This window comes from Proteiniphilum sp. UBA1028 (assembly GCF_002316955.1).
Taxonomy (GTDB): domain Bacteria; phylum Bacteroidota; class Bacteroidia; order Bacteroidales; family Dysgonomonadaceae; genus Proteiniphilum.
The window spans coordinates 85,296-98,381 of record NZ_DCEN01000045.1 but is presented as its reverse complement, the minus strand read 5'-3'; the positions used below and the strand labels follow the sequence as shown (position 1 = coordinate 98,381).

Annotated in this window: 10 protein-coding genes; 8 read left to right on the top strand and 2 right to left on the bottom strand. The window is 41.9% G+C overall.

Features of this window, described 5'->3' with window-relative positions:
- Nucleotides 1-97 precede the first annotated feature (97 nt).
- The 5 genes from B3Z75_RS08080 to B3Z75_RS08060 all read left to right on the top strand — a co-directional run bounded on the left by B3Z75_RS08080 (nucleotide 98) and on the right by B3Z75_RS08060 (nucleotide 5,624).
- Nucleotides 98-1,402: a DUF418 domain-containing protein gene (locus B3Z75_RS08080; protein ID WP_294069804.1), complete on the top strand. Its 1,305-nt coding sequence runs from the start codon at nucleotides 98-100 to the stop codon at nucleotides 1,400-1,402.
- Between the two features lie 54 nt (nucleotides 1,403-1,456).
- Nucleotides 1,457-1,942: a GNAT family N-acetyltransferase gene (locus B3Z75_RS08075; protein WP_294069799.1), complete on the top strand. Its 486-nt coding sequence runs from the start codon at nucleotides 1,457-1,459 to the stop codon at nucleotides 1,940-1,942.
- A gap of 46 nt (nucleotides 1,943-1,988) precedes the next feature.
- Nucleotides 1,989-3,137, top strand: coding sequence for a glycosyltransferase (locus B3Z75_RS08070; RefSeq protein WP_294069796.1), 1,149 nt, complete (start codon nucleotides 1,989-1,991; stop codon nucleotides 3,135-3,137).
- 78 nt (nucleotides 3,138-3,215) lie between these two features.
- Nucleotides 3,216-4,667, top strand: coding sequence for an MBOAT family O-acyltransferase (locus B3Z75_RS08065; RefSeq protein ID WP_294069793.1), 1,452 nt, complete (start codon nucleotides 3,216-3,218; stop codon nucleotides 4,665-4,667).
- Between the two features lie 12 nt (nucleotides 4,668-4,679).
- On the top strand, nucleotides 4,680-5,624 hold the full coding sequence (locus B3Z75_RS08060) for a hypothetical protein (protein ID WP_294069790.1): 945 nt from the start codon (nucleotides 4,680-4,682) through the stop codon (nucleotides 5,622-5,624).
- A 3-nt stretch (nucleotides 5,625-5,627) separates the two neighbouring features.
- Here B3Z75_RS08060 and B3Z75_RS08055 read toward each other — a convergent pair whose 3' ends face one another.
- Entirely contained in the window at nucleotides 5,628-5,873 is a 246-nt protein-coding gene (locus tag B3Z75_RS08055) for an acyl carrier protein (protein ID WP_294069786.1), read from the bottom strand.
- A gap of 11 nt (nucleotides 5,874-5,884) precedes the next feature.
- Nucleotides 5,885-7,558, bottom strand: coding sequence for an HAD-IIIC family phosphatase (locus tag B3Z75_RS08050; protein WP_294069783.1), 1,674 nt, complete (start codon nucleotides 7,556-7,558; stop codon nucleotides 5,885-5,887).
- 566 nt (nucleotides 7,559-8,124) lie between these two features.
- Between B3Z75_RS08050 and B3Z75_RS08045 the strand changes: the two genes are divergently transcribed.
- From B3Z75_RS08045 to B3Z75_RS08035, 3 genes are all read left to right on the top strand, one after another.
- Complete coding sequence (locus tag B3Z75_RS08045; RefSeq protein WP_294069780.1) at nucleotides 8,125-8,559, top strand: DUF6769 family protein; 435 nt, start codon at nucleotides 8,125-8,127, stop codon at nucleotides 8,557-8,559.
- A 119-nt stretch (nucleotides 8,560-8,678) separates the two neighbouring features.
- Nucleotides 8,679-9,881: an efflux RND transporter periplasmic adaptor subunit gene (locus B3Z75_RS08040; RefSeq protein ID WP_294069777.1), complete on the top strand. Its 1,203-nt coding sequence runs from the start codon at nucleotides 8,679-8,681 to the stop codon at nucleotides 9,879-9,881.
- Nucleotides 9,882-9,901: 20 nt separating this feature from the next.
- The gene (locus B3Z75_RS08035) at nucleotides 9,902-13,024 is read left to right on the top strand and encodes an efflux RND transporter permease subunit (RefSeq protein ID WP_294069774.1); all 3,123 of its coding nucleotides are present in this window, start codon (nucleotides 9,902-9,904) and stop codon (nucleotides 13,022-13,024) included.
- The last annotated feature ends 62 nt before the right edge of the window (nucleotides 13,025-13,086 follow it).

Genomic DNA, 13,086 nt, shown 5'->3' with positions numbered 1-13,086 from the left:
TTAAAGATCAGGAACAGAAGTAGAGCTGATTTTGTCTTTATTTTAATCATGGTACGGCCAGGAACCTGGTAAGAAAAACCAAATAACAACCGACACGATGAAGGAAAATAGAACCGCTTCTACTCCTTTCCAAAGGATCGAAGTTATTGACGCTTTAAGAGGTTTTGCATTGCTGGGAGTTATTCTTATGCACATGCTGGATTATTTTGGTTATACCTTCACCAGCTTATCGCATAATTTGTCTCCTTCTGTATTGGATATATTTATTGATCGGTTTTCAGACATGACAATCAGGGGGAAATTTATAAGTATCTTTTCCTTTCTTTTCGGATTGAGTTTTTACATCCAGATGGAAAGAGCCTCAAAAAAAGGTGTGGATTTTCGTGGCCGTTTTTTGTGGCGTATGTTGTTGCTGTTTGCAATAGGCCTCATAGGGATAAGTTTTACTTATCTCGACATACTTACTATTTACGCACTGTTCGGGGTGATTCTGGTCTTCTTGTTTCCCTTGAGAAACTGGATTCTTATGCTCATTGTATTTTTGATATTCACAGGCGTTCCGAACTTATTTATAATCGGTTTCGATCAGATAAAAACGGAGCGTTCCATCCTTGACACCGGTATGACGATATCAGGTAAGTCCGCAGCTCCTTCCGAAGTTTCGAAATCAAATGCTGGAGATTACGGAACAAAGAGTCAGATTTTTTTTGAAACGGCAAAAGAGAATCTAACCGTTCGGACAATTGACAAAATAACGTTTCAATTCTTGCATACCGATACCGGTTTTTTGGTACTGGCACTGTTCATTACCGGTTTCATTGCCGGCAAGCTTCATTTTTTTGAGCAGGTACATATCAGGAAAAAGAGAAATGTTGTTCTGTTTGGTGCATTTATGCTCGTTTCTCTGGCAGCAGTGCTCATAGCCAGAATCATTGGACCTGAAGCACCGGTTAATTTGCTAAAATTAAGAGCGGAGAAAGGTGACGTACCTCTAATCGCACTCCTTGTGTCCTCCTTGAATAACATCGGTACAATAGCCATGTCTGGGGCGTTGGTAACCGGTTTCATATCCCTTTATCAAGTCGCTGGTATCAGAAAATACCTGAGCCTGCTTACCCCGTACGGACGCATGGGGCTGACAAACTACGAGATGCAAAATATATTGGGTGCAATTTTCTTTTCTGCATGGGGATTCGGCTCGTTCTTCGGAGGCAAGGGACCTGCATTGCTTTTTGCTTTAGGCCTGACAATCTATACACTGCAGGTGGTGATAAGCAGGTGGTGGATGAAACAATTTGTTTATGGTCCGCTTGAATGGCTCTGGCGATCGGGGACCTACTTGAAATGGCAACTGTTTAAAAGAAATTTGAATCCTGATAAAATGGAGATCGTACGGGAATAACCAAAATATATACAGAATGAAGTCAACATAATATTACACACTAAAAAAGAACTTATGGAATATAGAAAAATATTTGAGGTTGAATTCAGAGAATTCAATCGTGATGTACTGGAGAAGTCGTGGAAATGGTTAAATGATCCTATCATTAAAGAATTAACCTCTACATCGGAATTTGATCCGGAGTCCCAGGAGAGGTGGTTCGAAAGCCTGAAGGCCCGAACCGATTACTATATAAGATCTATCTGGTATAACGGCAAGCCTATCGGGGTGATGGGTATCAAGCATCTTACCGATAAAGATGGTGAGGCATTCGGTTATCTTGGTGAAAAAGAGTACTGGGGTAAAACCATCGGAGTTCAGGGATTGCAATATATGATTGATTATGCAAAATCGATAAAATTGGAATCGCTCTATGCCATTGTGCTGAAAGAAAATATCAATTCGTACAAATTAATGAGAAGGTTTGGTTTTGAAAAAGAAAAGGAAATAGATGAGAACACGAATGTAATGAGGCTTTATTTGTTTCCCAAAGATAATTGATCGGGTTGTTTTCACACGGAATGACTATTTTGGAACTTCTCTTTTTATGACAACGATAAAATTTTTTATGAATCTGGCACCGCACTACAGGGCTCCTCTCTGGAGAGCTCTACTCAACAATCCTGAGTGGAATGTGCATTTTTTCTACGGTGATCAAGCAAACGTTTTGAAAACAATCGATTTCGAAAGAGAGGCTTTTTCTTCAAACAGCGAACAAATTCACAAAGTAAAAAATTACTGGTGGAAAGGCATCGTCCTGTTTTGGCAAAAAGGAGTTGTTCGCGAATGTGTGAAAAGTCAATTCGAATTTGCTGTTTTCCCCGGTGAAATGTCCCGACTCTCCACGTGGGTAGCTGCGATAATATGCCGGCTACGTGGAGTTAAGGTCGTTTTTTGGGAACATGGTTTGTATGGAAATGAAAAAGGGTTCACACTGCTTCTTAAAAAAGCGTTTTTTAGTCTTGCACACAAACATCTGCTTTATGAGAGAAGAGCGAAAAAACTAATGATTGAACATGGGTTTGCTCCGGATAATCTTTACGTTTTTTTCAACTCATTGGATTACGATACGCATAAAGTATTGCGTCACAAACTTCAGACTCTCGATAAAAAGGATGTTTTCCCTTTTTTTACGAACCCTTATTTGCCTGTGGTCATTTTTATCGGAAGGTTGACCGGCGTGAAGAAGCTAGACCTGCTCTTGCAAGCAGTGAATCAGATCAACGACAAGCAAACGAATGTAAACCTGTTGATCGTTGGAGGTGGAGCCTATAAAAACAATCTGGAGGAACAGGGGAGAGCAGGAATACAAAATGGATGGCTGTATTTTGCGGGAGCCTGCTACGACGAAGAGGAAAATGGCAGGTATCTTTCGATGTCCGACTTGTGCGTATCACCCGGAAATGTAGGTTTGACTGCAATCCATTCGTTGAGTTTTGGAACTCCCGTATGCACTCATGACAACATGTATCACCAGATGCCCGAATCGGGAGCCATTCAGGCAGGGCATAACGGTTTTTTCTTTAAGGAAAATGACGCGAAGGATCTTAAAGTTAAAATAGAGAACTGGTTGAATCTGATGGACAGGCAGCAAGTGAGAAAAAACTCGTACGAAATAATCGATAAATATTACAACCCACATTATCAACTGACGGTCTTTAACAGGTTGGTTTCGGGAGAGAGTCCCGAACTATAGAAACTTCCTGTTTCATCGTGAACGATCATGCAGGCAATGGGCATGCTGAATGCGTATTACAGTAAAAATGTATAAAGTATGGCAATCAATTCGTTCGTTTTTTTGCTATTTTTTGGAATCCTGTTTTTGGTTTATTACTTTCCGTTAAAAGAAAAAACAGGCGCTCAAAATGTGTCTCTTCTTGTGGCAAGTTATTTTTTTTATGGCATTGCCGATTTCAAGATGTTGCCTTTGTTGCTTGCATTGACTGTCGTTTTTTACACCCTGGGGATTTTGATTCGCCGGAGTCACGAAAGAAGAGCCTCCCTGTTCACCACATTGGGTGTGATGGCAGGCGTGGCCACCTTGTTCTATTTTAAATACCTGAACTTCTTTATCGATTCGTTCGCAGTGTTGTTCACTTCCGTTGGACTGAAGGTAAATGCGGCTACATTCAATATTGTATTTCCTTTGGGTATCAGCTTTTTTACTTTCAGGATGATCAGTTACGTGATTGAAGTACACCGTGGAAAAATTGAACCCACACGCGATTTCGTAGCTTTTGCCACCTATGTTGCTTTTTTCCCCACCTTGTTGGCGGGACCTATTGACCGTCCCAACGACTTCATACCCCAGCTAAAGTCAAAACGTTCGTTCAACTATGAGCTGGCGGTAGATGGGACCCGTCAGATTGTATGGGGGATATTTAAAAAAATGGTTATCGCCGATAACATGGTGCTTTTTCTTGGCGACGTGTGGAGCAATGTTTCCGGCCAGAATGCTACAACCCTTCTTTTGGCTGCCCTGGTATACCCCATACAGCTGTATGCCGATTTTTCGGGTTATTCCGATATGGCTATCGGTGTGGGAAAGATATTGGGTTTCCGTGTGGCCGTCAATTTCCGCTATCCCTTTTTTGCACGCAATGTGGCCGAATATTGGCGTTCCTGGCACATGTCGCTTACATCGTGGGTCACAGACTACGTGTTTATGCCGCTCAATGTGAGATTCCGGGGGTGGGGCAGTGAGGGGCTTATGTTGGCAGTAATAATCAATATGATTGTGATTGGTATATGGCATGGCACAAACTGGACATATGCTTTGTTTGGACTTTATCACGGATTGCTGTTCATTCCTCTTATACTCTCCGGCTCCTTTGGTAGAAAGAAAAAAATCACCGCGAATGTATATGGCCTGCCATATTTGAATGACTTTGTAAAAATGGGAACAACTTATCTGCTCGTTTCCGTTGGACTGATTATGTTCAATGCAAAATCGCCCGGTCAATTTGTTGATTTCGTAAGAAACGTGTTTCAATTTTCACATCTGGGTGCTTTGACAGCAAGTGGACTGCGTGCTCTTGCCCAATCTTTGTTCTTTGCTGCAATTATGTTTATGGCTGAATGGAAGCAACGTGACAGGGAATATGCATTGCAGGTAGAGACAGTATTTCCCGTCAAAGTTCTCCGTTATGCCATTTATTGGTTGTTGTTGATTGTGATTGTGTTGCTCAGTGGTGAAGAGCAAATCTTTATTTATACGCAATTTTAAGAAAATAATCGAATGAAAAAATACCTGATTGAGATTGTTTTTTATTTTCTGCTTCCTGCTGCATTGATAGTGGTTGTCGCAGAGTACTCACTTCGAAAAATCCCCAACGACTATGCATTCAAAAATCAATGGCTAACGCAAAATAGCCACACAGTTGAAATACTTGCTTTGGGCTCTTCTTCAGTCATGCACGATGTGAATCCCCGATATTTCCATAAAAAAGGATTTAATGCTGCCCATCTCTCACAATCAATGAAGTACGATCATATGATATTTAATAAATTCATTGATAAGATGCCGTTGCTGGAATATGTGATTATGGGTGTGGATTATTGGTCTCCCTTTGGTTCCCTGGAAGATAGTCCGGAATGGTGGAGAGTGAAGTATTATAATATTCATTATGGCAGCAAATACTACAGGTGGGAAGGCAAGTATAATTATGAGCTGTATTTTCACAATATCGGCACTTTTAAAAGAGCAGCCAACGGTTTTTTAACTCTGCTGGGTTTAAAAAAAGAATCCCATCGTACAGTAGATGATGCGGGATACGGAGTCAATTATACGTTAGAGCGGCGACCGGAAGGATGGGATAATGGCAAAGAGGAGGCGTTGCGGCATAATGAGATGGTATCCAGGGCAATTGACGCGGATTATATGGCCCTGAATAAAAAATATATGGAAGAGGTCATTTTGAAGAGCGCCGAAAGAGGTGTGAAGGTGATATTGGTCAATATGCCATTGTATAAATCTTACGTAAATAATCAAAACAGGGTGTTTCTCAACCAACAAAAGGATTTCTGTCATCGCTTTGCAGAGAAATACGGCAATGTTTCCTATTATGACTTTTCAGAAGATCAACGTTTTTCGGAAGATGATTTCTATGATGCCAACCATTTGAATAATGTCGGGGCTAAAAAATTGAGCCTGATACTGGATAGCATTATTGTCGGCCGGTAGTTTTTATGAAGATACCTTTGCCTGAATGCTCTCCATCAGCTCACCTACATTTTTCCACGAAAGAATCTCTCGGGAAGAGAATTTTATTTTAAATTTCTTTTCAATTGCCACTATCAGCTGGATGTGGCTCAATGAATCCCATCCTTCAACATCAATGGCTGTGGTGTGGGGGGTAAGTGTCAGCGACTCTTCCTCAAAGAGGTCCCGGAATATTTCGCTTAGCTGATTAAATATTTCGCGTGTTTCCATACACATTTCTTTTATAATGCCGTAATATGACATACTTTTGTTTCGTAACGGTCGACTTCGAGCCGGAAAAGATGACGGGAAGGATCATCAACAGGGATAAAACCCAGCTTAAGATAATGGTCCTCTACCATGCTGTTTTTCGAAGTGGGTATATATTCCCCAATAACAAATCTAAAACCGTGTTGTTTGGCGTAATCGACAATGGTATTCAGCGTGAAGTGTTCCATGCCCCGTTTTAATACACGGCAACTCATGAACCATGTGTCGATAAAAACTGTCTCTGTCCCCTTTTTCTCTAAAACCACCGCACAGATTAATCCGTTATCTCCAAATTTATCCGATAGCGTGAAACTGAAGCTTTGAAAATGAGTATCTTTTGCCATCCGTTCTATATCGGCCTCTGTATATCGTACGGTACGCAAATTAAACTGATTGCTGCGCTGTGACAACTGTGACACACGAGGGGTATTGAACGAATTGAAAGGGTTTACCTCGGACTTCATCTGCAGGCTTTTCAGAAAGTCATCTTCATTTGTAAAGTTCATTTGTGTGGTAACCCGCAACGATTCGATTTGATATTGTTTGGTCCTATCAGCATCTGTACTGGAAAAGGAAGCCGTTTCAAAAAGATTCAATCCATAGAGATATTCCAAATAATCGGCGGGATCTTCGGGGAGTTCCGGAACAGTAATCTCGGGAATATTTTCACGTACCATGTTTCGCTCAAAGGGATTGTCATCCAGAAAGACCATTGAATCAAAACCGATATTCAGTATTGATTGAATACGGCGGATATTGTCCGCCTTGTTATCCCAATTAGCCATAAAAACAGCAATATCGTTTAACCTCAACACCATCTCCGGATGTTTCTCGAAGGGCTCTTTGGCTGTATCCTGGTTGTTTTTTGAGCAGATCGCTAAAATAATTCCTCTGTTTTTCAGTTTTAAAGCCCATTGCTGAAACTCAGTGAATGCTTTCCCTATTCCCAATTCGTGTCCAAGTTCTATCTTTTCGTAACCGTCGTCACCAATGACGCCACCCCAAAGAGTATTATCGAGATCGAGTATCAAACATTTTTTAAATTTTCCTTGGATGGCACAAACGATATCCATGATGCGTGACGCAACATATGGCACCGCATCGAGCGATAAAACCATTTCACTCCCTATGTAAACTGCAGGATGAAACATGACATCCCTACCAAGTTTATTTTGAAGTGCAGCGATATCGCAGATAAAAAGATTGGGAATCTTCATGCTTAATTCCATCAGCGACAAGTTGAGCTTGCGAATTTGATAGATGAAGGAGCTTTCCACTTTATTGGAATAACTCCCGAAAACAGCATCGTCAATTTCCGGATAATTGCAACAAATAAGCCTCGACTGAACTGCAGAACAGATGTTTTTTATGAATGCAAGCCGCTCATCTGCCAAGCCTTGTTGCTGGCCTGTAGGCATTTTGTTGAATAAAGACAATAATTTATGGCTCGACTGAAAAACAACAATGTAATCCGCTGCAAATGCGTAAAGTTCTGAGGTGCTGTCGAGGAGCTGACGTTCTACCTGGTTGTATTCGGCTTCAAACAGATCAATTATGCATCCTTTTTCTATCCCCATTCCTTTCAGGGCAGTTGCCAGGAACTGGGTTGCCGTATCACCCGCCAATGCCACTTTTATAGTGGGCATCAGCGTTGTGTCTTTTTTAAGATTTTTCTGAAGCGTTTTAAAACTGCTGATCATTTTCGTGTCATCGACATAATTCTACTCTCTCAGCTGTGTGAGAGTACTGCTGTTGATTTTTAAATGTAATAAATCAGTCGCTCCCTTTCTATAGTATGTGCCAAACAGGTCTGACAGTCTACATTTCGCGAATGAAAACACTTTCTCACCAGGGTAACCAAACAGGCTCGGCTCTGTATATCTGGTATGACGAAATAGTCCGTTTCCGTCTGCCAGATTCTTAACAACTAATTGATAATATTTGTTCTGTATCAGCGATATAGTTTCGTTAAAATCTCCGGCCTGTTTGTTGATTCAATTGTTTTCCTTCCCGGGAAATTAACGAGCGACACTTCGTTTAATTTTCGACCTGTTGATCCCATTTTTGCAACGAAAAGCAAACCCGGTTGAAACTTTTTTTTATTTTTGGAATCGTATACCTTTTTTTAACTTTGCTGACAAAAGAAGATTTTTACAGCTTAGTTGCAAAAATTTAGTCATATCTTTGCTGTTGAATAGTCAAAAATAATTGTTTGAAACGAGTTGTATCCATATCCGTTATCGCTTTTGCTAGCTTGTTGATGCTGGTACTTTCCGTGGTTCCGCATCATCATCACGATGATGGGATGCCATGCTTCCAGACAGAGCAGGTGGAGCAGAATTGCGACAAGCAACACGCACATCATCACAACCCTGCATCGGATAATGCTTCTGAAAGTTCAAACTGTGTTGTGCATGCTAATTTTGTGGCACAAAAAACAGACTTTGGAGTTCGTATTAAGTCTTTCCCGTCTAATTATTCTGAAAACAGTGATTTTTGTAATAGCCTGTTTGTTTTTGTTTTATCGGATTTGATTGTCTTGCTTCCGGATGAAAAAAACGATTATGGTGAATATATATTTTCTGTTCCTTCTTTAGAAAAACACAATCCGCTAGGGTTGCGTGGCCCTCCTTATTTCTTCGCTTAGGATTATTTTCCGAATAATTCCATTTTTTTGATGCACTGTTTTTGTGAAATTGTTTCCAAAAACGGCACTTCGCATCACACATGTATTCTACATTTTTCTTACATTAGCATCATCCATTTATGAGAACTTTCATTTTAACTTTGTTTATCGCAATGGTTTTGATACCCATGGGTTGCAATGCGGATAGAAATCAGGAAAAAAAACAAGCCACCAAGTCTCTTGAACACACGGAAGTCGATGAGCATGAGCATACGACTGGGAAAATTAACACAGGCAAAGCTGAAGAGGGAACAGGCGATGTTGAGGAGATTCATTTTTCCAAAGCACAGGCCGAAGCGGTGGGTTTGGCAATAGAAACAGTGTTGCCCGGTACCTTCAGGCAGGTCGTTAAAACAAGTGGACAAATTCTTTCTTCGCAAGGTGACGAAACCACTATTTCTGCCACTGCAAACGGACTCGTGTCGTTTCTCAATCGCTCCATTGCGCCGGGAACAACCATTCGTGCCGGCGAAACGGTTGTCAGTGTTTCGGCTCAAAATCTACCCGAAGGGGATCCTGTAGCAAAAGCAAAAATAGCTTACGAAACCGTGAGAAAGGATTTTTTACGTGCCGAGAATCTTGTAAAAGAGCAGATTATCTCCGTGAAGGATTTTGAGCAGGTTCGTTTGCGTTACGAAACTGCTAAAACGGAATATGAGGCGCAAGCGTCAAACTACCGAGCGGGCAGCGTCAACGTAACTTCGCCCATTGGGGGATATGTAAAAAATATTTATGTCAATCAGGGGGATTTTGTGTCAGTCGGACAGCCTATTGCTACGGTTTCCCAAAACAAGAGGTTGCAACTCCGTGCCGAAGTGTCCGAAAATTATTTTAGATGCATTCGAGCCATTCAAAGTGCTCACTTCAAAACGGCATATGACGATACATTGTATAAGCTTACCGATCTGAACGGACAGTTGGTTTCGTATGGAAAAGCATCGGACAGTCACTCCTTTTTTATTCCTGTAATATTCGAATTTGATAATGTTGTCGATATTATTCCCGGTTCGTTTGCCGAAATCTATCTGCTTGCGCTGCCGCAGGAAAATGTGCTCTCGGTACCTGTTTCGGCTATTACCGAAGAACAAGGCCTTTATTTTTTATACCTCCAGCTCGACGAAGAAGGGTACAAAAAGCAGGAGGTTACGCTGGGACAAAGTGATGGTTCACGCATTCAAGTACTTACCGGCCTAAAACAGGGCGACAAAGTAGTAACCAAAGGAGTGTACCAGGTTAAACTGGCGGCAACCACATCGGTAATACCCGAAGGACACTCTCATTAATTTAAACAGGTCAGAGAACTATGTTGAATAAGATTATTCAATTTTCGTTAAATAACCGGATGGTTATATTAGTGGTATCGGTACTGCTGATGTTCGGAGGAATTTACACCGCCACAAACATGGAAGTGGATGTTTTTCCCGATTTAAATGCGCCTACTGTTGTCGTGATGACCGAAGCACAGGGAATGGCGCCCGAAGAGGTAGAACGGCTGGTCACCTTTCCTGTGGAGACGGCACTTAACGGAGCTACTGATGTACGGCGCGTCCGTTCTTCGTCTACAACCGGCTTTTCCGTTGTGTGGGTAGAATTTGACTGGAACACGGATATCTATATAGCAAGACAGATTGTATCGGAAAAACTGGCAGTTGTGCGAGACGTCCTGCCTTCCAACGTAGGGAATCCCACGTTGGGGCCGCAATCCTCAATAATGGGCGAGGCAATGATTATCGGACTTACTGCCGATACTACATCGATGCGCGATTTGCGCACGATTGCCGACTGGACAATCCGTCCCCGCCTGCTTTCCACCGGAGGTGTAGCGCAGGTTGCCGTACTGGGTGGTGAGATAAAAGAATATCAGATTTTGCTCCATCCTGAAAAAATGAAATTTTACGATGTGAGACTCGACGAAGTGCTCAACGTGGTAAAGAATATGAATCAGAATACATCGGGAGGAGTCCTCAATGAATATGGAAACGAGTACATTATTCGCGGAATGCTCTCGACAAATAACCTGTCAGAATTAAAAAAAACGGTTGTGAAAATCGTGAACGACGTCCCCATATTAATCGAGAGCATTGCAGAGGTTACGGTTGGCAACAAGGCACCAAAATTAGGTACAGCCTCAGAGCGTGGAAAACCGGCTGTATTGATGACTGTAACGAAACAACCGGCAACAAGTACAATGGAGCTGACTGAAAAATTAGACCGATCAATTGCTGAATTACAGAAAGTGTTGCCAGCGGATGTGAAGCTGTCGACCGACATATTTCGCCAGTCTCGCTTTATTGAGAGTTCGATTAATAATGTACAAAAAGCATTGCTGGAAGGTGGTATATTCGTGGTTATTGTGCTTTTTATTTTTCTGATGAATGTGCGCACGACCCTGATATCACTCATCACTATTCCCATATCACTTGTTGTTGCCATCCTTGTTTTAAAGTTTATGGGGTTGACAATTAATACGATGAGTCTTGGTGGTATGGCGATAGCCATTGGTTCACTCGTTGACGATGCCATTGTAGACGTGGAAAATGTATTTAAACGACTGCGTGAAAACAAACAAAAACCAAAAGAGGAACAGCTAACGGTTTTGCAAGTGGTTTTTAATGCTTCAAAAGAGGTTAGGCTGCCCATTCTAAATTCCACGTTAATTATCATAGTAAGTTTTGTTCCGCTTTTTTTTCTGTCGGGAATGGAAGGACGTATGCTGGCACCACTCGGAATAGCTTTCATTGTCTCTTTAGCGGCATCCACACTTGTGGCGCTTACGCTTACCCCTGTATTGAGTAGTTATTTGTTAGGCAAAGAAAAAGCTAAAAATGGTAAAGAAGAGAGCGAACCATTCGTAGTGAGATTGCTAAAGAAAAATTACGAAAAAGCGCTTTATGGCGCTCTTCGGAATAAAAAATGGGTGTTGGGTGGCGCCGGTTTCCTGTTAATTGTTGCTCTGGTCATGTTCTTTACTTTGGGCCGTAGTTTCTTACCCCCCTTTAATGAGGGGTCTTTTACAATTAACGTCAGTACTTTGCCCGGAATTTCCCTCCAAGAGTCGGACAAAGTAGGACGAATGGCAGAAGAGATACTACTCTCCATTCCCGAAGTCAGAACAGTAGGACGCAAGACCGGGCGTGCAGAACTGGATGAGCATGCACTGGGCGTGAATGTGTCGGAAATTGAAGCGCCCATAATGTTGAGGAAACGTTCAAAAGAGGAGGTTCTTGGCGAAATTCGAGGAAAGATGAAAAAGATTCCCGGTGTAAATATTGAGATAGGACAACCTATTTCGCACCGGCTTGATGCGATACTTTCTGGAACACGCGCCAATATTGCCATCAAACTTTTCGGAACCGATTTGAACAGGATGTTCGTGTTGGGCAATCAGATCAAGTCTTCCATACAGGGCATTGACGGAATTGTGGATTTGAATGTGGAGCAGCAAGTGGAACGCCCACAACTGAAAATAACACCCAAACGGGAGTTGTTGGCAAAATACGGTATTTCCTTGTCTGAGTTCTCGGAAACCATCGGAGTAATACTTGGTGGTGAAGTAGTCTCCCAGGTTTATGAAGAAAACAGGTCATACGACCTAACGCTTAAGGTAGACGATGACAGCCGTGCCACGGCCGAAAGCATCAGAAATCTGATTATTGATGCACATGGTCGAAAAATTCCTTTGCGAAATATTGCAGAGGTTTCGTCCGCAATGGGCCCGAATACCATCAATCGTGAAAATGTATCCCGCAAAATTGTTGTGTCGGCAAATGTAACCGGTGGTGATTTGCGCGGTGCGGTAAAAGAAATTCAGAAAATAATTGACCGCGAAATAGAACTGCCCGCGGGGTATCACATTGAGTACGGCGGACAGTTCGAAAGCGAGCAAAAAGCATCTCGTACGTTGTTCATTGCCTCTCTCTTTTCAATATTGGTGATTTTTCTGTTGCTGTTTAATCAGTTCCGAAGCATTACACAGTCGGCAGTTGTTTTGCTTAACCTTCCACTAGCTCTCATTGGTGGAATTTTCACCCTATTTTTCACAAGCGGCAACATCAGCATTCCAGCCATCATCGGTTTTATTTCGCTTTTTGGTATTGCCACCAGAAACGGTATGTTACTGATATCTCGTTATAACGATTTGCAAAACGAAGGATTTTCTGCACGTGATAGCGTGCTGCACGGCTCTTTGGATCGTTTGAGTCCGATTTTGATGACAGCGTTTACTACAGCACTTGCGCTGATTCCTCTTGCCATAGGTGGAAGCTTGCCCGGCAATGAAATACAAAGTCCCATGGCAAAAGTTATTCTGGGGGGATTGTTGACTTCTACGCTTCTCAATGGATTCATTATCCCAATAATGTACCTTCTGACAAATAAGACCATTGTCAAAGAAATCATCAGGGATGACGAAATAACTGAACCATAAATTTTTGTAATCACTTTGCTTCGAATCGAATATATTTTGTAATTTAGCTTTATAGTTCTCGT

Bases quoted from the DNA above. Each gene is read 5' to 3' on its own strand.
- B3Z75_RS08060 (WP_294069790.1), top strand. From the start codon at position 4,680: ATGAAAAAATACCTGATTGAGATTGTTTTTTATTTTCTGCTTCCTGCT.
- B3Z75_RS08070 (WP_294069796.1), top strand. From the start codon at position 1,989: ATGACAACGATAAAATTTTTTATGAATCTGGCACCGCACTACAGGGCT.
- B3Z75_RS08050 (WP_294069783.1), bottom strand. From the start codon at position 7,558: ATGCCCACTATAAAAGTGGCATTGGCGGGTGATACGGCAACCCAGTTC.
- B3Z75_RS08055 (WP_294069786.1), bottom strand. From the start codon at position 5,873: ATGGAAACACGCGAAATATTTAATCAGCTAAGCGAAATATTCCGGGAC.
- B3Z75_RS08035 (WP_294069774.1), top strand. From the start codon at position 9,902: ATGTTGAATAAGATTATTCAATTTTCGTTAAATAACCGGATGGTTATA.
- B3Z75_RS08040 (WP_294069777.1), top strand. From the start codon at position 8,679: ATGAGAACTTTCATTTTAACTTTGTTTATCGCAATGGTTTTGATACCC.
- B3Z75_RS08065 (WP_294069793.1), top strand. From the start codon at position 3,216: ATGGCAATCAATTCGTTCGTTTTTTTGCTATTTTTTGGAATCCTGTTT.
- B3Z75_RS08075 (WP_294069799.1), top strand. From the start codon at position 1,457: ATGGAATATAGAAAAATATTTGAGGTTGAATTCAGAGAATTCAATCGT.
- B3Z75_RS08080 (WP_294069804.1), top strand. From the start codon at position 98: ATGAAGGAAAATAGAACCGCTTCTACTCCTTTCCAAAGGATCGAAGTT.